Source organism: Variovorax sp. LjRoot175 (genome assembly GCF_964253805.1).
Lineage (GTDB): Bacteria > Pseudomonadota > Gammaproteobacteria > Burkholderiales > Burkholderiaceae_C > Variovorax.
Window position 1 is genome coordinate 960,865 of sequence record NZ_CAXURY020000001.1, and the last position, 14,907, is coordinate 975,771.

The following is a 14,907-nucleotide window of genomic DNA, read 5'->3' on the forward strand; positions in this document are numbered from 1 at the left end:
TGAGAATGATTGGTGAATGGAACAATGGCACCGGCCGTCGCAAATCGAGCGTCGCCCGCGTGTTTCTGAAAAAAGGCACCGGCAAGATCACGGTCAACGGCAAAGACATCCAGGATTTCTTTGGCCGCGAAACCTCGATCATGATCGCCAAGCAACCGCTCTTCTTGACCAACAACGTCGAAACCTTCGACATCATGGTCAACGTGGCGGGCGGCGGCGAATCGGGCCAGGCCGGCGCGACGCGCCACGGCATCACCCGTGCGCTGATCGACTACGACGCGACGCTCAAGCCGGTGTTGAGCCAGGCCGGCTTCGTGACGCGCGATGCGCGTGAAGTCGAGCGCAAGAAGGTCGGTCTGCATTCCGCACGCCGCCGCAAGCAGTTCTCGAAGCGCTGATCGCCTTTTGGGCTTATCGCTCGCACTGTCAAAGAGCCGCCTTCGGGCGGCTTTTTGCTGATTGCAGTAGCATCACTCTCATTGGCCGCACGTTCGGCCTCCACAGGAGTTCTCCCACATGAGTGCCGTTGCCGAAAACATCCAGACCCAGATGCCCGAGCCGATCATCTTCACGGACAGTGCGGCCGCCAAGGTGGCTGACCTGATCGCAGAAGAGGGCAACCCCGACCTCAAGCTGCGCGTGTTCGTGCAGGGCGGCGGCTGCTCCGGCTTCCAGTACGGTTTCACCTTCGATGAAATCACCAACGAGGACGACACGACCATGACCAAGAACGGCGTGTCGCTCCTGATCGACGCCATGAGCTACCAGTACCTGGTCGGTGCCGAGATCGACTACAAGGAAGATCTGCAGGGCGCCCAGTTCGTGATCAAGAACCCGAACGCCACCAGCACCTGCGGTTGCGGATCGAGCTTCTCGGCCTGATGCAGTAACCCTCCGCCAATGAGCCGCCTTCGGGCGGCTTTTTGCTGCCCGAGGTTTTCCAGGCCTTCAGGCCGGGTAGATGGCGCCGAGCACGCGTGCGCCGCGGGCGCCGGTCACGCTGGCGAGGTTGCCCGATTCGCCGCGCATCGTGCTGCGCGCCAGCCAGGCAAAGGCCGCAGCCTCGACCTGCTGGGGCGGCAGGCCGCGGTCGGCGGAGGAGACCACCTTCACGGTGGGCAGCAGCGCCTGCAGGCGGGCCAGGAGGTGGTGATTGAGCGCGCCCCCACCGCAGACGATCAGCAGCTCGCTGCCGGCGCCATGGCGCTGCAGATCCGCGGCGCAGACCGTAGCGGTCAGCTCGGCCAGGGTCGCCTGCACGTCGGCCGGCGCGGCCGCCGAGGTGCCCAGATGCGAGGCCAGCCAGGTCGGGTTGAACAGGTCCCGCCCGGTACTCTTGGGCGGCGCCTTGGCGAAGTAGGCGTCGGACCGAAGACGCGAGAGCAGGTCGGGCAGCACCCGGCCGCTGGCAGCCCACTGGCCGGCATGGTCGAAGGGCTGGCCGTTGTGGCTCTGGCACCAGTGGTCGAGCAGCGCGTTGCCCGGCCCGCAATCGAAGCCGAGCACCGTGCCGCTGCCGGCCGGCAGCAGGCTCAGATTGGAGATTCCGCCGATGTTCAGCACGGCGACGGCCTGGTCGTCGCGCGCGAACAGCGCCCGATGAAAAGCGGGCACCAGCGGCGCGCCCTGGCCACCGGCTGCGAGGTCGCGGCTGCGGAAATCGGCCACCACCCGGATGCCCGTGAGCTCCGCGATCAGCGAGGGATTGTTGATCTGCAACGTGTAGCCGACGTCGTCGAACTCGCCCGGCCGGTGGCGCACCGTCTGGCCGTGTGCACCGATGGCCGTCACGGCCTCGGCGGCGGTGCCGGTATCGGCCAGCAGCTGTTGCACCACGCTCGCGTAAATCCTTGCGAGCTCATTGCCGGCCAGTGCGGCTCGGTGCAATTCGTTGTCGCCGCCCAGCGCATTGAGCGCCTCCAGCTCGGCGCGCAGAGAAACGGGAAAGCTGGCGGTGGCGTGTGCCCGCACTGCGATGCGTCCTTCCGAAAAGTCGGCCAGGACGCCGTCGACACCGTCGAGCGAAGTGCCGGACATCAGGCCGATGAAGAGTTCTTCAGCCATCGCCGGGAGCGAAAAACGCCTAGTCTGCGCTGGCCTGGACGACCGAGAAGGCGGCAGCCAGTTCCGTGCGCGTAGCGCCGGCAAGGCGCTCGAAGGCCGGCCGCGCCGCCGCGGTGATCGGCACGCCGCCATCCTGCTGGGCGATGGTGGCCGGATCCTGGTATTCGCCATTCACCCGGAACTCGAAATGCAGGTGCGGACCGGTGGCCCAGCCGGTGGAGCCGACCGCGCCAACGGTCTGGCCCTGGCTCAGGCTCTGGCCGACCTTGACGTCGATGCGGCTCAGATGCGCATAGGCCGTCTGCTGGTGGTTGCGGTGATTCACGATCACGATGTTGCCGTAGCCGCTCTGCGTGCCTGCGAATTCCACCGTGCCGTCGCCCACGCTGCGCACGGTCGTCCCGGTGGGCGCGGCATAGTCGATGCCGTTGTGCTGGCGCCAGCTGTTGAGGATGGGGTGCATGCGCATCGCGAAGCCGCTCGACACGCGAGAGAACTCGACCGGCGAGTTCAGGTACGCGCGACGCAGGCTCTCGCCGTTGGGACGGTAGTAACCGCCCTTTTGCCCGGGCTCCTGGAACCACAATGCCTGGTGCAGCTTGCCGTTGCTCTCGAACTCGGCCGACAGCACACGGCCGCTGCGCAGCGTCTGCCCGTCGGCATCGAAGGTTTCGTAGACGACGGCAAAGCGGTCGCCCTTGCGCAGCGAGCGGAAATCGACGTCGCCCGAGAAGATGTCGGCCAGCTGGCTCGCCACGGAATCGGGGATGCGTGCATCGTCGGTGGCCGCAAAGAGCGAGCTGCGAACGATGCCGCTGGCCAGCCGGCTGCCTGGGGTCAGGGCGTCGGTTTCGGTGCGCACGCGGTAGCCGGCGCCGATCTTTTCGACCACCAGGCGCTTGAAGCCGCCGTCGCCGTCGGGAATCCAGCGGGCGCTGAGTTTTTGCAAGGTGTTTTCTTGCGTGGCCTCGGCGGTCACGGTGCGGCCGACGCGGCTGAACAGGGCCATGCGAGCCTCGGCATTGCCGCGCACGAAGGCGGCTGCTGCGGCGTCGTCGATGCCCAGTCGGCGCAGCAGCGCTTCGGCCGTGTCGCTCGAACGGGTGATTTCGGTACGGAACAGCGTGAAACCGTGGGTATCGAGCGCTTCCACCTGGTCGGCGAAGGAGCGTGGGGTGACGGCTTCGAACACTTGCTTGACGGGCAGCTCGGACGCATCGGGGCCGAGCGAGGCAACGGCGAAGGCACCGCCGCCGGCGGACAGCAGCAGCGCGGCGATGGCCGCCGTGATCTGCCTCGGGTACGTCCGGAATGTATAGGCCACGCGGGAAGCAAGCGCCTCCTCGGCGGCAAGAATGCCGTTGATCAAACTTCGAATTCCAGCTCAGGTTCAGCAAATCCGCGCTGCAAAGACCGTGTCGGACGGGCGGCAGGACGGTGCGGAAAAAAAGCGCCGCTTAGAATCCGGCGCTTGAAAAGTCGGGCTGAGTATAGCTTCGGCCATAGTCAAATCAGCCAAAAAGCGCCATGAACCCCGATTTTGTTACAACCGCAAGCCTGTCCGATGGTGTAGGACGCGCCCTTGAAGTTTCACTTCGTGGGGTCGACGAATTGCTGCCCCAGGATGAGTGGGTGAGGAAGCTCCAGCGCGCCGAGGCGACCGGCAAGCCGTTGCGGATCAAGCTGGGCCTGGACCCGACGGCGCCCGACATCCATATCGGCCACACGGTGGTGCTCAACAAGATGCGCCAGCTGCAGGACCTCGGCCACACCGTGATCTTCCTGATCGGCGACTTCACCACCACCATCGGCGACCCCTCCGGCCGCAACAGCACCCGGCCGCCGCTCACGCGCGAGCAGATCGAGGCCAACGCCCAGACCTACTACCGGCAGGCCAGCCTGGTGCTGGACCCCTCGAAGACCGAAATTCGTTACAACTCCGAGTGGAGCGACCCGCTGGGTGCGCGCGGGATGATCCAGCTGGCGGCCAAGTACACCGTGGCGCGGATGATGGAGCGCGACGACTTCAGCAAGCGCTTCAAAGCCGGCCAGTCGATCTCGGTGCATGAGTTCCTCTATCCGCTGATGCAGGGCTACGACTCGGTGGCGCTCAAGTCCGACCTCGAACTGGGCGGCACCGACCAGAAGTTCAATCTACTGGTCGGCAGACATCTCCAACAAGAATACGGCCAAGAGCCGCAGTGCATACTCACTATGCCGCTGCTGGAGGGGCTCGATGGCGTCGAGAAGATGTCGAAGAGCAAGAACAACTACATCGGCATCAGCGAGGACGCCAACACCATGTTCGCCAAGGTGCTGTCGATCTCGGACACGCTGATGTGGCGCTGGTACACCTTGCTGAGCTTCCGCTCGCTGGCCGAGATCGCGGCGCTCAAGGCCGAGGTCGAGGGCGGCCGCAATCCGAAGGATGCCAAGGTCGCGCTCGCCAAGGAGATCACGGCGCGCTTCCACAGCCAGGCGGCGGCCGAGGCGGCCGAGCAGGATTTCATCAACCGCAGCAAGGGCGGCGTGCCGGACGAGATTCCGGAGGTGGCGCTCTCGGGCGCGCCGCTGGGCATCGCCCAGGTGCTCAAGCAGGCGGGGCTGGCGGCCTCGACCTCCGAAGGCAACCGGCTCATCGATGGCGGCGGCGTGCGGGTCGATTCGAGCGTGGTGAGCGACAAGGGACTCAAGCTGGCGGCGGGCAGCTATGTCGTGCAGGTCGGCAAGCGCAAATTCGCGCGCGTCAGCTTGAGCTGAGCCGGAGCCTGTTCTTCAGCGCACTGGGGACCTGAAATACGCCGTTTAGTGGAGGACCGGGGGTGGCAGCAGCTCGAAGAGCAACTTGTGTTCGGCTTGCACCCGGGCCGGATCGGCCTGATCGACCACCGGCGCGCCACGCGTGGCGGTCGTGGCGCGCTGATAAGGTTTCGAGAGCGTCTCTTCGAAGTCATTGTTGCTGCGCACGACCAGGGCCGACGAGCTGCCGTCGGCTTGCGGCAACAACACAACCCGCGTGGACGAGGACGAGGGTGATGTGCTGGAGCAGGCCGCCAGCAGCGTAGCCGACAGGACGGCAACGACTAGCCCGGAGAAAAGGCGAGACGTGTTCACTGCTGCGCGTCCGCCTGCACGATGAAGTCCGTGCCGCGGATGCCGATGGTGGCGGTCTGCGTCTCGATCCGCACGGCGTCGGGCTGGGTCTTGCCGATCAGGCCGGTCACCATGCGCAGCGATCCGCGGAGCAGCGAAACCAGCAAGCCGCCGTCGCGCGTGGCCGGATCGAAATGGAACTGCTTGAGGTCGAGCCGCGATGAGGGCCCCACCACCATCGTCGTGCCGTCGCGCAGCACCAGGCTGGCGGCCGAGTCGGCCTCGGTGACGATGCGGTCGATCGGTGCGATAGCGTCGCCGGCGTGCGCCGGACGCGCAGTGCCGTCGGTGTTGAGAAGCTGAACGCTGCCGCGCACCGACTTCAGGATGCCGGCATGCTCCGCGGCCGGCGCCTGGGCCAGAGCGCCGGCGCTGGCGAGCAGAAGCAGACCGCACAAGCTCATGGCCAAGCGTTTCTTCATGAGCACTCCTGTCCGGGTTTCTTGTTCCTGCACATGGTAAGCGAGGGCGAGCACCGCGGCCGTGCCACGATAATTCGCCACCTTTCTGCGGCGATGTCTCGTTTTCCCTTGTCCACCACCGACCGTTCTTCGTCTCCGGCCGCGTTGAGCCCGCAGTCGCTGCTGCGCGCCTCGATCGCCGTCGCGCTGATCACGATCGTGCTCAAGGGTGCGGCCGGCTGGCTGACGAACTCCATGGGCCTGATCTCGGACGCCATGGAGTCCTTCGTGAACCTGGCCAGCGCGATGTTCGCGCTCGCGATGGTCACGATCGCCGCGCGGCCGGCCGACGAAGACCATCCCTATGGCCATCACAAGGCCGAATATTTCTCGTCGGGCTTCGAAGGCATCCTGATCATCGGCGCGGCCATCGCCATCCTCTGGGCGGCGGTGCTGCGGCTGCTCTCGCCCGAGCCGTTGGACAAGCTGGGCTGGGGCCTGGCGCTGTCGATCCTCAGTTCGGGCTTCAATGCCGCATTGGCTTTCGCGCTGTTTCGCGCGGCGCGCGTGCACCGCTCCATCGCACTGGAGGCCGATGGGAGGCACCTGCTGGCCGATGTCTGGACCTCGGCCGCGGTCGTGATCGGCATCGCCGCGGTCGGCCTCACGGGCTGGCTCTGGCTCGATCCGCTGCTCGCGATCGGCGTGGCGCTGAACATCGCGCGCGAAGGGGTGAAACTGGTGTGGCGTTCGTCGCAGGGGCTGATGGACGAGGCGCTCGACCCCGCGTCGCAGGCGCTGCTGTACGCCACGCTGGAAAGCTTTGCCGCCAGCGTGCCCGAGGGCGCGCAGCTTCGCTTCGACGACATCGCGACGCGCCGTGCCGGCCAGCGCCGCTTTGCCGACCTGCACATGCACGTGCCCGGCGACTGGTCGCTCGAGCGCGCAGCGGCGTTGCGCGATGCGCTCGAGCAGGCGCTGATGGACGCGGTGCCCGGCCTGCGCGTGACCATCCAGCTGCTGCCGCTGGGCATGGAAGCGCGCGCCACGCAGATCGAGGACGACGCATGAAGGCGCTGCTCCAGCGCGTGGCTGAAGCGCGCGTCGACATCGGCGGCCGCACCGTCGGCGCCATCGATGCCGGCCTGCTCGTGCTGCTCTGCGCGGAGCGCGGCGACGGCGATGCCTTGGCCGATCGCCTGCTCGCGAAGATCCTGAAGCTGCGCATCTTCTCGGACGAGGCCGGCAAGATGAACCGCAGCGTGCAGGACATCGGCGGCGGCCTGCTGGTGGTGAGCCAGTTCACGCTGGCGGCCGATGTGAGCGGCGGCAACCGCCCGAGCTTCACGCAGGCGGCGCCGCCCGACGAGGGGCGCCGGCTCTACGAGTACTTCGTGGCCCGGGCGCGCGACGCGCATCCGGTGGTGGCCACCGGCGAGTTCGGCGCCGACATGCAGGTGCGGCTGGTGAACGACGGGCCGGTCACGATTCCGCTGCAGATATCGCCGTGAGCTTCAGTAGGGGTTCTTGATGCCGAGCCGTGCGAGGATCTCGATCTCTCGCGCCTCCATCGCCTCGGCGTCGGCCTCGCCAGTCTCGTGGTCCCAGCCCTGCGCATGCAGCGTGCCGTGCACCAGCAGGTGCGCATAGTGCGCGGCCAGTGTCTTGCGCTGTTCCTTCGCTTCACGCGCAACCACCGGCGCGCAGAGCACCAGATCCGCCATCACGACCGGGCTTTGCGCATAGTCGAAGGTCAGCACGTTGGTCGCGTAGTCCTTGCCGCGGAATTCGCGGTTGAGCTGCTGGCCTTCCTCGGCATCGACGATGCGCACTGTGATCTCGCCGTCGGCATCGAGCGCATGGCGGATCCAGCGCGCGACCTGGTGGCGCGGCAGCGCGGCGCGGTGGCGCGCCGCGTCGCGAAAGCGCGCGAACTGCAGCGACAGCGACAAGGCGGCGAGCGCCATCTCAGCGGCTCGCAGCGCGCTTGCGCGCACCGTCGTAGGCATCGACGATCCGCGCCACCAGTGGATGCCGCACCACGTCGGCGCTGGTGAAGTGCGTGATGGCAATGCCGTTGACGCGCCTGAGCACGCGTTCGGCATCGATCAGGCCGCTCAGTTGCTCCTTGGGCAGGTCGATCTGGCTCACGTCACCGGTCACCACCGCCTTGGCGCCGAAGCCGATGCGCGTCAGGAACATCTTCATCTGCTCGGGCGTGGTGTTCTGCGCCTCGTCGAGGATCACGAAGGCATTGTTGAGCGTGCGGCCGCGCATGAAGGCAAGCGGCGCGATCTCCAGCGTGTTGCGCTCGAAGGCCTTCTGCACGCGATCGAAACCCATCAGGTCGTAGAGCGCGTCGTACAAGGGCCGCAGGTAGGGGTCGACCTTCTGCGTGAGGTCGCCGGGCAAAAAGCCGAGCCGTTCGCCGGCTTCCACCGCGGGGCGCGTGAGCACGATGCGCTGCACGGCGCTGCGCTCCAGCGCATCGACCGCGCAAGCCACGGCGAGGTAGGTCTTGCCGGTGCCGGCGGGGCCGATGCCGATCGTGATGTCGTGGTTGGCGATGTTGTCGAGGTAGACGCTCTGGTTGGGCGTGCGCGCGCGCAGGTCGGTGCGGCGCGTGGCCAGCGTCACCGCGCCGTCGTCGGCCTCGGTCATCGAGCTGTCGCCCGCCACCGTGAGCTGCACCACCGCCGCATCGATCGGGCGCTGGGCGATCTCGTAGAGCGCCTGCAGCACGTCCATCGCGCGCTGTGCGTTGAGCTTGGGCCCCTCGATCTTGAACTGCTCGTGCCGGTGCGCGATCTTGACGTTGAGCGCCTCCTCGATACGCCGCAGGTGCGCGTCGAGCGGCCCGCAGAGGTGCCCCAGGCGCGTGTTGTTGGGCGGGGCGAAGGTGTGTCGCAGAATCACGCGGATTTCATTTCAAAGCGAGAAGGGCACCCATGATAGGCAAACTCACCGGCATCCTGGCCGAACGCAATCCGCCGCAGGTGGTGGTGGACTGCAACGGCGTCGGCTACGAGGTCGACGTGCCGATGAGCACCTTCTACAACCTGCCTTCCACCGGCGAACGCGTTTCGCTGCTCACGCATTTCGTGGTGCGCGAGGATGCGCAGGTGCTCTACGGCTTCGGCAGCGCCGACGAGCGCGCCACTTTTCGCCAGCTCATCAAGATCTCGGGTGTCGGACCGCGCATGGCGCTGGGCGTGCTGTCCGGCCTCAGCGTCGCGGAGCTCGCGCAGGCCATCACCCTGCAGGACGCGGGGCGGCTGGTGAAGATTCCCGGCATCGGCAAGAAGACCGCCGAGCGGCTCTTGCTCGAACTCAAGGGCAAGCTGGGCGCCGACATCGGCGCGCCTGCGCATGCGGCGACCGATGCGCAGGCCGACATCCTGCAAGCGCTGGTCGCGCTGGGCTACAGCGACAAGGAGGCCGCCGCCTCGCTCAAGGCCTTGCCGAAGGATGTGGCGGTGGGCGAAGGAATCAAGCTGGCGCTGAAGGCGCTGGCGAAGTAGCGTTCAGGCGTGGATCTTCTCGTGGCGCGCCAGCATCGCCACGAACTGCGCGAGTCGGCGTTCGCGCGTCTCTGCTTTCTTGGCAGTCTGTAGGCGCCACAGAATTGCATAGCGGTTGGCGGCATCCAGCGTCTCGAAGAAGGCGGCCGCGCGGCGATCGGCGTCGAGCGCGGCCTTCAGATCGGGCGGGATGGCGGACGTGCGTGCGCCGTCGTAGGCCGCTTCCCAGCGACCGTCCTTCTTCGCCCGATCAATCTGCGCCTTGCCGGCCGGCCGCATGCGCTTCTCCTTCACCAGCGTCATGGCCTTGTCGCGATTGATCTTCGACCAGACGCTCCTGGCCGACCTCGGCGTGAAGCGCTGCAGCCAGAAGCTGTCGTCATCGGCCTTCTTCCGGCCATCGATCCAACCCTGGCAAAGCGCTTCCTCGACCGCTTCGGCATAGCTCACCGAGCGCTCGCTGCTGTCCTTCTTCGCGAGGCGCAGCCACACGCCCGCCGATGTGGCGTGATGGGTGGCGAGCCACTTCTTCCATTGCGCCGCAGTCTCGAAAAATAGTGACGCCTCTTCGGATGCCGTCATGGAACCCACCAGTAGCGCAGTGCGTGGAAGTAGATCGGCGCCGCGAAGATCACCGAGTCGAGCCGGTCGAGCATGCCGCCGTGCCCTTCGATCATCGTGCCCCAGTCCTTGACGCCGCGGTCGCGCTTGATGGCCGACATCACCAGGCCGCCGAAGAAGCCCATCACGCAGATGGTCAGCGCCATCAGCGCGGCCTGCCAGGCATTGAAGGGCGTGGCCCAGTAGAGCGCGGCGCCGAGCGCGGTGGCGCTGGCCACGCCGCCGATCAGGCCTTCCCAGGTCTTCGAGGGCGAGAGCTCGGGCGCCACCTTGCGCCGGCCGAAAAGCTTGCCCCAGACGTACTGCAGAACGTCGCTGCCCTGCACCACGATCACGAGGAAGGCGATCAACAGCAGGTTGCGGCCTTCGAAGCCGGGGATCTGCAAGGTCAGCAGCGCCGGCACGTGGCTGATGCAGAACACGCAGACCATCAGCCCCCACTGCACCTTGGACGTGCGCTCGAGGAAGCGCTTGGTGTCGCCGCCGACCGCGGCGAGGATCGGCAGCACCAGGAAGGCGTAGACCGGGATGAAGATCGAGTAGAGCCCGTACCACTCGATCCAGATCAGGAAGTACTGCACCGGCAGCGCGACGAAGAAGGCGAGCGCGATCGCATGGTGGTCGCCGCGCCGCGTATAGGCCAGGCTCATGAATTCGCGCAGCGCGTAGAACGAGATCAGGTAGAACAGCAGGATCACGCCGCCCTTGCCGAACGCGAAAGCGATGCCGATCACCGCGACCATCACCCACCATGCGTTGACGCGCGAGTTCAGGTTGTCGATCACCGAATGGGGCTGGCCCTGCGCCACGCGCCATTTGAGCAGCGCGCCGATGGCCGAGGCGAGGATCAGCACGCCGGCGACGCCGCCGAAGAGCGTGAGCGTGGTCTCGGTGGAGGCAGAGATGTTCATGATGGCGAGATCTCTTCCGCGCGGTCGTACTCGGGCCGCAGATCGAGCATCGCCGCGCGCGCCCGCGCGATGAACGCGTTCTTGTCTTCGTCTTCGGCCAGGCGGATCGGCGTGCCGTAGCGCACGCTGCAGGCGAGCGGAATCGGCACCAGCGTGCCCTTGGGCAGCACGCGCTTGAGGTTTTCGATCCAAACCGGCACCAGCCGCACCTGAGGACAGGCGCGGGCCAGGTGGTAGAGCCCGCTCTTGAGCGGCAGCAGCACCTCCTCGCCGATGTTGCGCGTGCCTTCGGGAAACATGATCAGCGAGTCGCCCGAGCGCAGCGCCTCGGTCATCTGGTCGACCGGGTTGGCCGCTTCGCCGCCGGCGGCGCTGCCGTCGCGGCGGATCATCAATGCGTTGAACACGTCGCGGCCGATGAAGCGGCGCAGCGGCGAGGCGTCCCAGTAATCCTGCCCGGCCACCGGCCGTGTGAGCGCGCGCAGGTCCGGCGGCAGCGTGGCCCACAGCAGCACGAAGTCGCCATGGCTGGTGTGGTTGGCGAAGTAGAGCGTCTGCTCGGCCTTCGGGCTGGTGCCGGCCCAGATGGCGCGCACGCCGGTCAGGAGCTTGGCGAAGACGACGATCAGCCAGGCCGAGACGACGGCCGCCGCCTTGCGCAGCCCGCCCGATTCGGAAGAACTCATGACAACTCCTCGGGATTCATGCGTGGCCTCAGCGCCAGTCCTGCATCGCGAGCGCCATCGCGAAGACGATGGTCTGCGCGATGACCGCGATGCCGTGGCGCTGCACCAGTTGGCGAGTGCCGAGCACGCGATCGGTCAGCGGGCGCGAGCCGTCTCCACCGCGCCGCAGGCCGAGCTGTTCGAGCGCGCGGTCCATCGAGGGCAGCGACGCGATCGTCGCTGTCGCGAGCCCGTCGAACAGGGTTGCGTCGAACCGCAGGCGCAGCGCGAGGTAGCGCTCCGGCAGTCCGATCAACGCGACGGCCGCGTAGGCGATCCAGGCGGCCGAGCCCAGCGAGCGCCCCGTCAGAGCCAGCACCAGACCAGAGATGAAGGAAAGGGCAAGGCCCCAAAAGGCGAGCGCGTCGCTGGCGCGCAGCAATCCGGCCGTGGCCGTGCACAGTGCGCGGTCGTTGTCGTCATTCATCGCGTGTCTTTCCCGAGGTGGCCAGTTGATCGAGCGCGGCGAGCCAGGCCGGGCGCAGCACGATCTGCGGGCGCGCGCGGCGCACCGCATCGTGCGCGAGCGCCATGGTGCCGGCGGCGCCGTGAACGCCGAGCCAGCCGATCACCGAGGCCGCGCTGCGCGAGAAGCCGAGCGCGCAGCAGACCCACACCGCCTGACCGCTGCGGCGCTGGCCCTCGATGACGGCGACGGCGCGTTGCAGCCGCAGTGCCGTCGGTACTGTGAGATCGAGCATCGGCACGCAGCGCGCGCCGGGCACCGGCAGCGTCTGCAGTTCGGCACAGAGGCTCAGAAGCCGCGGCCGTCCCGCGGCCTCCCACTCGGCGCGCGTCGGCAGGCGGCCGAGGCGCAGGCCCGGCGCCACTTCGACCGAGGCGGGCAGCCGCCGTGTCCAGAGCCACGCGTTGACGACGGCGCCCAGGCGGTAGGGCGCGAACAGCCAGCGCGCGGCCCAGTGCATGCGGCCGTGGTGGTCCATCTGGAAGCCGCGCGCGTCCAGGCCTGCGTAGTTCAGCGCCACCAGCGCGAGCGACAAGGCCGGCCACATCAGCCAGAGCGCGGCACCGCGCAGGCCGAGCGCCGCGGCGAAGAAGAGCAGCGCACCCGCCGCGTAGAAGCCGGCCAGCTTCCAGCGTTGCGGGCCGCGCGCGAGCCGCCAGGCGCGCGGCATCGCCAGCACGCGTTCGAGCGGCCAGAGCCAGACGCAGACCAGGCCCAGCAGCGCACCGGTCGGGATGTCGATGAAGTGGTGCTGCCAGGTGGTGAGCACCGAGGCGCAGATCGCAAAGGCCCAGACATGCAGCAGTGCGCGCGCCCAGCGCGCATGGATCAGGCGCCGGTACCAGTCCCACAGGATCACCGCCAGCGCGATGTGCAGCGAGGGCGCCTGGTTGAAGGGCTGATCGAAGCCGCGCAGCGCGTCGAACAGGAAGGCCGGTGCGCCCTCGACCGCCGGCTGCCCGAAGCTGAAGCGCAGCGGCCAGAGGATGAAGCAGCTGACCGCAAGAACCTGCGCTGTCAGCAGCCGCGCTGCATGTCGATCCAGCGTATGGCGGTCGCTCGCGAGAAAGAGCGACAGCGCATAGAAGGCATTGATGGTCCAGTACGGAAAGATGGTCCAGGGCCAGAAGGGCACGCCCCGCTCCCACTCGAACACCAGCACCGGCACATGCGCGCGTGTTGCGGCCCACCAGTTGGCGAAGCCGTAGGTGGCATAGAACAGCGGACCGAGCAGCGCCAGCCAGGCGGCGGCGCGCTTCCAGGGCCGTGGTCCGCGCGAGGGTTTCATGGACCGGTGCGTACGGCCAGCGAGACCGTGAAGATGCCCCATTCGTCGATGCGCTGGTCGATCTTGCGAAAGCCTGCCGCTTCGACCAGCTGGTCCATCTCGGCCTGCGTGCGGCGTCGCATGACCCAGGCATCGCCCTGGCGGTGGCTGGTGAGGGCGCGCGCGATCATCTCCAGTTGGGGGTGCCATGGCTGGCCTGTGTAGACCAGGTAGCCGCCGTCTTCCACCGCGTCGCCGACGCCGGCCAGCGAGCGGCTCACCATCTCGTTGTCGGGGAAGAGTTCGTAGAGGCCCGAGACCACCGCCAGCGTGGGCCGCGGCACCACGCTCGCGAGACCCAGGCGGTCGAAGGCATCGGCCTGGACGAACTGCGCGACATCTTCCAGGCCCTTCTCGGCGATCAGCGCGCGGCCGTCGTGCACGTTGATGTCGCTGTAGTCGCGCAAGAGGATCGAGCCGGCCTTGACCGGACTGGCCTGCACCGCGTCGAGCACGTAGCGGCCGTGGCCGGCGGCAATGTCCATCAGGCGCACTTCGCGGTGCTGCTCGGCCAGTCGTTCCATCGCTTCGCGGAGCAGCTCTTCGACATGGACCTTGCGCTGCCGGATGCCGCGCCAGCCGATGGAATTCAAGTAGGTTCTGTCGATGGAGCGACCGATCGGCCCGGCGCCTCGGGGCTCGTTGCGGTAGACATAGTCGAGCGTGCTGCCCGAATCGAAACCCGTCTCGTGCCCCAGCTTCACGCCGCGCGACAGCAGGCCGCCGAAGCGCAGGCTTCCACGGGTGATCGCCCAGTAGGCTCCGCGCGGCGACAGGGCGGGCAGCGGCTCGGCGAGCGCGCGCGATTCATCGGCGGTCTCGCCGCTCAGGTGGGCCGAGCGCAGGTCGACGGGTTGCGGCGCCTCGTCGAACAGGCGCAGGATGAATTCGCGGATCGCCTGCACCGCGGGCGCGCGGTCTTTCTCGCCCAGCGTGTCGTGGAAGAAGCCGGGCAATTCCAACTTGGTCTTGATCGCGCTACCGAGCCGATCGAAGAACAGGTGCTGCGGCTTGTGATGCACCACCCAGTCGGCGCCGGAGATCAGCAGATGCACGGGCAGCGTGATCGCATTGGCATCCGCCACCACGCGATCGGCCGCCTCGTAAAGGCCCAGCAGGATGTTGACCGCGATCGGCCGCGAGATCAGCGGATCGCTTTCGTAGCTCGCGATGCGTTCGGGGTCGTGCGTGAGGAACTTCGCCTTCACGTAGCTGTTGACGAAGAACAGCCCGCGCAGCTTGTGCATGAGCCCGAGGCCGGCCCGCGCGAAGGGGACGTAAAGCTTGACCTTGAAGGCCGGCGAAGCCAGCGTGAGCCCGCGCACCCGGGGCGCATAGTCGTGCGCCCAGGTCGCGACCAGCACCGCGCCCACGCTCTGCGCGATCACGTGGATGTCCTCGGGCGGCACGCCATGCGCGCTGGCGATGTGCTGGACGAAGGTCTGCACGTCGCGCACCGAGGTCGCGAAGCTCGGGCTGTAGCCGCGCTGGCCCGGGGACTTGCCGTGGCCGCGCGCATCCCAGGCGAAGAAATCGAAGTCCGGCAGATCGAGCTCGTCGACCAAATGCGCCATGCGTGCGCCGTGCTCGTGGCCGCGGTGGAACAGCACGATGGCGCCGCGCCGCGCGCTGCCCGTCGCCGGCCAGTGCCGGTAAAACAGCGACACGTCGTCGTGGGTGCTGAAGTGGTGTTCGTGTGGCACGCGGGCGTCGGTCAT

General features: G+C 67.5%; 18 protein-coding genes. 6 read left to right on the forward strand and 12 right to left on the reverse strand.

Annotation, left to right across the window (positions count from 1 at the left end; genetic code table 11):
* The first annotated feature begins 5 nt into the window (after positions 1–5).
* Both rpsI and erpA read left to right on the forward strand, forming a co-directional pair.
* Entirely contained in the window at positions 6–398 is a 393-nt protein-coding gene (gene rpsI / locus ACSQ89_RS04785) for a 30S ribosomal protein S9 (protein ID WP_093109516.1), read from the forward strand.
* 118 nt (positions 399–516) lie between these two features.
* A complete protein-coding gene (gene erpA, locus ACSQ89_RS04790; protein ID WP_019656358.1) occupies positions 517–882 on the forward strand; it encodes an iron-sulfur cluster insertion protein ErpA in 366 nt (121 codons plus the stop codon).
* Between the two features lie 66 nt (positions 883–948).
* Here erpA and ACSQ89_RS04795 read toward each other — a convergent pair whose 3' ends face one another.
* Together ACSQ89_RS04795 and ACSQ89_RS04800 are read right to left on the reverse strand one after the other, a co-directional pair.
* Positions 949–2,064 (reverse strand): anhydro-N-acetylmuramic acid kinase, encoded by a 1,116-nt coding sequence (locus tag ACSQ89_RS04795; RefSeq protein ID WP_093109517.1) that lies wholly within the window; start codon positions 2,062–2,064, stop codon positions 949–951.
* A 19-nt stretch (positions 2,065–2,083) separates the two neighbouring features.
* Positions 2,084–3,433, reverse strand: a complete 1,350-nt coding sequence (locus ACSQ89_RS04800) for a M23 family metallopeptidase (RefSeq protein ID WP_093109518.1) — start codon at positions 3,431–3,433, stop codon at positions 2,084–2,086.
* Positions 3,434–3,591: 158 nt separating this feature from the next.
* Here ACSQ89_RS04800 and tyrS point away from each other — a divergent pair, with 158 nt between their 5' ends.
* Positions 3,592–4,824, forward strand: coding sequence for a tyrosine--tRNA ligase (gene tyrS, locus ACSQ89_RS04805; protein ID WP_093109519.1), 1,233 nt, complete (start codon positions 3,592–3,594; stop codon positions 4,822–4,824).
* A 45-nt stretch (positions 4,825–4,869) separates the two neighbouring features.
* Here the strand turns inward: tyrS and ACSQ89_RS04810 are convergent, their stop codons facing one another.
* Positions 4,870–5,178, reverse strand: coding sequence for a hypothetical protein (locus tag ACSQ89_RS04810; protein ID WP_436293777.1), 309 nt, complete (start codon positions 5,176–5,178; stop codon positions 4,870–4,872).
* Positions 5,175–5,639 (reverse strand): FecR family protein, encoded by a 465-nt coding sequence (locus ACSQ89_RS04815; protein ID WP_436293776.1) that lies wholly within the window; start codon positions 5,637–5,639, stop codon positions 5,175–5,177. Before ACSQ89_RS04815 ends, ACSQ89_RS04810 begins: the two co-directional genes overlap by 4 nt.
* A gap of 93 nt (positions 5,640–5,732) precedes the next feature.
* Between ACSQ89_RS04815 and ACSQ89_RS04820 the strand changes: the two genes are divergently transcribed.
* Positions 5,733–6,689 (forward strand): cation diffusion facilitator family transporter, encoded by a 957-nt coding sequence (locus ACSQ89_RS04820; protein WP_436293775.1) that lies wholly within the window; start codon positions 5,733–5,735, stop codon positions 6,687–6,689.
* On the forward strand, positions 6,686–7,129 hold the full coding sequence (gene dtd, locus ACSQ89_RS04825) for a D-aminoacyl-tRNA deacylase (RefSeq protein ID WP_093109522.1): 444 nt from the start codon (positions 6,686–6,688) through the stop codon (positions 7,127–7,129). The genes ACSQ89_RS04820 and dtd overlap by 4 nt, the downstream gene beginning before the upstream one ends.
* Positions 7,130–7,132: 3 nt before the next feature.
* On the opposite strand, the gene ybeY is transcribed toward dtd, so the two are convergent.
* Both ybeY and ACSQ89_RS04835 read right to left on the reverse strand, forming a co-directional pair.
* A complete protein-coding gene (gene ybeY / locus ACSQ89_RS04830; protein WP_093109523.1) occupies positions 7,133–7,585 on the reverse strand; it encodes an rRNA maturation RNase YbeY in 453 nt (150 codons plus the stop codon).
* Position 7,586: 1 nt separating this feature from the next.
* Positions 7,587–8,534 carry a PhoH family protein gene (locus ACSQ89_RS04835; RefSeq protein WP_093109524.1) on the reverse strand — a complete coding sequence of 316 codons (948 nt, stop codon included), beginning with the start codon at positions 8,532–8,534 and terminating at the stop codon, positions 7,587–7,589.
* Between the two features lie 32 nt (positions 8,535–8,566).
* Here ACSQ89_RS04835 and ruvA point away from each other — a divergent pair, with 32 nt between their 5' ends.
* Complete coding sequence (gene ruvA / locus ACSQ89_RS04840) at positions 8,567–9,139, forward strand: Holliday junction branch migration protein RuvA (protein WP_093109525.1); 573 nt, start codon at positions 8,567–8,569, stop codon at positions 9,137–9,139.
* A 3-nt stretch (positions 9,140–9,142) separates the two neighbouring features.
* On the opposite strand, the gene ACSQ89_RS04845 is transcribed toward ruvA, so the two are convergent.
* Genes ACSQ89_RS04845 through ACSQ89_RS04870 form a run of 6 tightly spaced genes read right to left on the reverse strand, consistent with a single transcriptional unit; the run spans position 9,143 to position 14,907 of the window.
* The gene (locus tag ACSQ89_RS04845; RefSeq protein WP_436293774.1) at positions 9,143–9,721 is read right to left on the reverse strand and encodes a YdeI/OmpD-associated family protein; all 579 of its coding nucleotides are present in this window, start codon (positions 9,719–9,721) and stop codon (positions 9,143–9,145) included.
* The gene (locus ACSQ89_RS04850) at positions 9,718–10,671 is read right to left on the reverse strand and encodes a phosphatidate cytidylyltransferase (protein WP_093109527.1); all 954 of its coding nucleotides are present in this window, start codon (positions 10,669–10,671) and stop codon (positions 9,718–9,720) included. Before ACSQ89_RS04850 ends, ACSQ89_RS04845 begins: the two co-directional genes overlap by 4 nt.
* The gene (locus ACSQ89_RS04855; protein WP_436293773.1) at positions 10,668–11,357 is read right to left on the reverse strand and encodes a lysophospholipid acyltransferase family protein; all 690 of its coding nucleotides are present in this window, start codon (positions 11,355–11,357) and stop codon (positions 10,668–10,670) included. The genes ACSQ89_RS04850 and ACSQ89_RS04855 overlap by 4 nt, the downstream gene beginning before the upstream one ends.
* 28 nt (positions 11,358–11,385) lie before the next feature.
* Positions 11,386–11,823: a hypothetical protein gene (locus tag ACSQ89_RS04860; RefSeq protein WP_093109529.1), complete on the reverse strand. Its 438-nt coding sequence runs from the start codon at positions 11,821–11,823 to the stop codon at positions 11,386–11,388.
* Positions 11,816–13,150 carry a phosphatase PAP2/dual specificity phosphatase family protein gene (locus ACSQ89_RS04865; protein ID WP_436293772.1) on the reverse strand — a complete coding sequence of 445 codons (1,335 nt, stop codon included), beginning with the start codon at positions 13,148–13,150 and terminating at the stop codon, positions 11,816–11,818. Before ACSQ89_RS04865 ends, ACSQ89_RS04860 begins: the two co-directional genes overlap by 8 nt.
* The gene (locus ACSQ89_RS04870; protein WP_436293771.1) at positions 13,147–14,907 is read right to left on the reverse strand and encodes a bifunctional alpha/beta hydrolase/class I SAM-dependent methyltransferase; all 1,761 of its coding nucleotides are present in this window, start codon (positions 14,905–14,907) and stop codon (positions 13,147–13,149) included. The genes ACSQ89_RS04865 and ACSQ89_RS04870 overlap by 4 nt, the downstream gene beginning before the upstream one ends.

Bases quoted from the DNA above. Each gene is read 5' to 3' on its own strand.
- ACSQ89_RS04870 (WP_436293771.1), bottom strand. From the start codon at position 14,907: ATGACCGACGCCCGCGTGCCACACGAACACCACTTCAGCACCCACGAC.
- rpsI (WP_093109516.1), top strand. From the start codon at position 6: ATGATTGGTGAATGGAACAATGGCACCGGCCGTCGCAAATCGAGCGTC.
- ybeY (WP_093109523.1), bottom strand. From the start codon at position 7,585: ATGGCGCTCGCCGCCTTGTCGCTGTCGCTGCAGTTCGCGCGCTTTCGC.
- ACSQ89_RS04845 (WP_436293774.1), bottom strand. From the start codon at position 9,721: ATGACGGCATCCGAAGAGGCGTCACTATTTTTCGAGACTGCGGCGCAA.
- ruvA (WP_093109525.1), top strand. From the start codon at position 8,567: ATGATAGGCAAACTCACCGGCATCCTGGCCGAACGCAATCCGCCGCAG.
- ACSQ89_RS04865 (WP_436293772.1), bottom strand. From the start codon at position 13,150: ATGAAACCCTCGCGCGGACCACGGCCCTGGAAGCGCGCCGCCGCCTGG.
- dtd (WP_093109522.1), top strand. From the start codon at position 6,686: ATGAAGGCGCTGCTCCAGCGCGTGGCTGAAGCGCGCGTCGACATCGGC.
- tyrS (WP_093109519.1), top strand. From the start codon at position 3,592: ATGAACCCCGATTTTGTTACAACCGCAAGCCTGTCCGATGGTGTAGGA.
- ACSQ89_RS04815 (WP_436293776.1), bottom strand. From the start codon at position 5,639: ATGAAGAAACGCTTGGCCATGAGCTTGTGCGGTCTGCTTCTGCTCGCC.
- ACSQ89_RS04850 (WP_093109527.1), bottom strand. From the start codon at position 10,671: ATGAACATCTCTGCCTCCACCGAGACCACGCTCACGCTCTTCGGCGGC.
- ACSQ89_RS04860 (WP_093109529.1), bottom strand. From the start codon at position 11,823: ATGAATGACGACAACGACCGCGCACTGTGCACGGCCACGGCCGGATTG.
- ACSQ89_RS04855 (WP_436293773.1), bottom strand. From the start codon at position 11,357: ATGAGTTCTTCCGAATCGGGCGGGCTGCGCAAGGCGGCGGCCGTCGTC.
- ACSQ89_RS04795 (WP_093109517.1), bottom strand. From the start codon at position 2,064: ATGGCTGAAGAACTCTTCATCGGCCTGATGTCCGGCACTTCGCTCGAC.
- erpA (WP_019656358.1), top strand. From the start codon at position 517: ATGAGTGCCGTTGCCGAAAACATCCAGACCCAGATGCCCGAGCCGATC.
- ACSQ89_RS04820 (WP_436293775.1), top strand. From the start codon at position 5,733: ATGTCTCGTTTTCCCTTGTCCACCACCGACCGTTCTTCGTCTCCGGCC.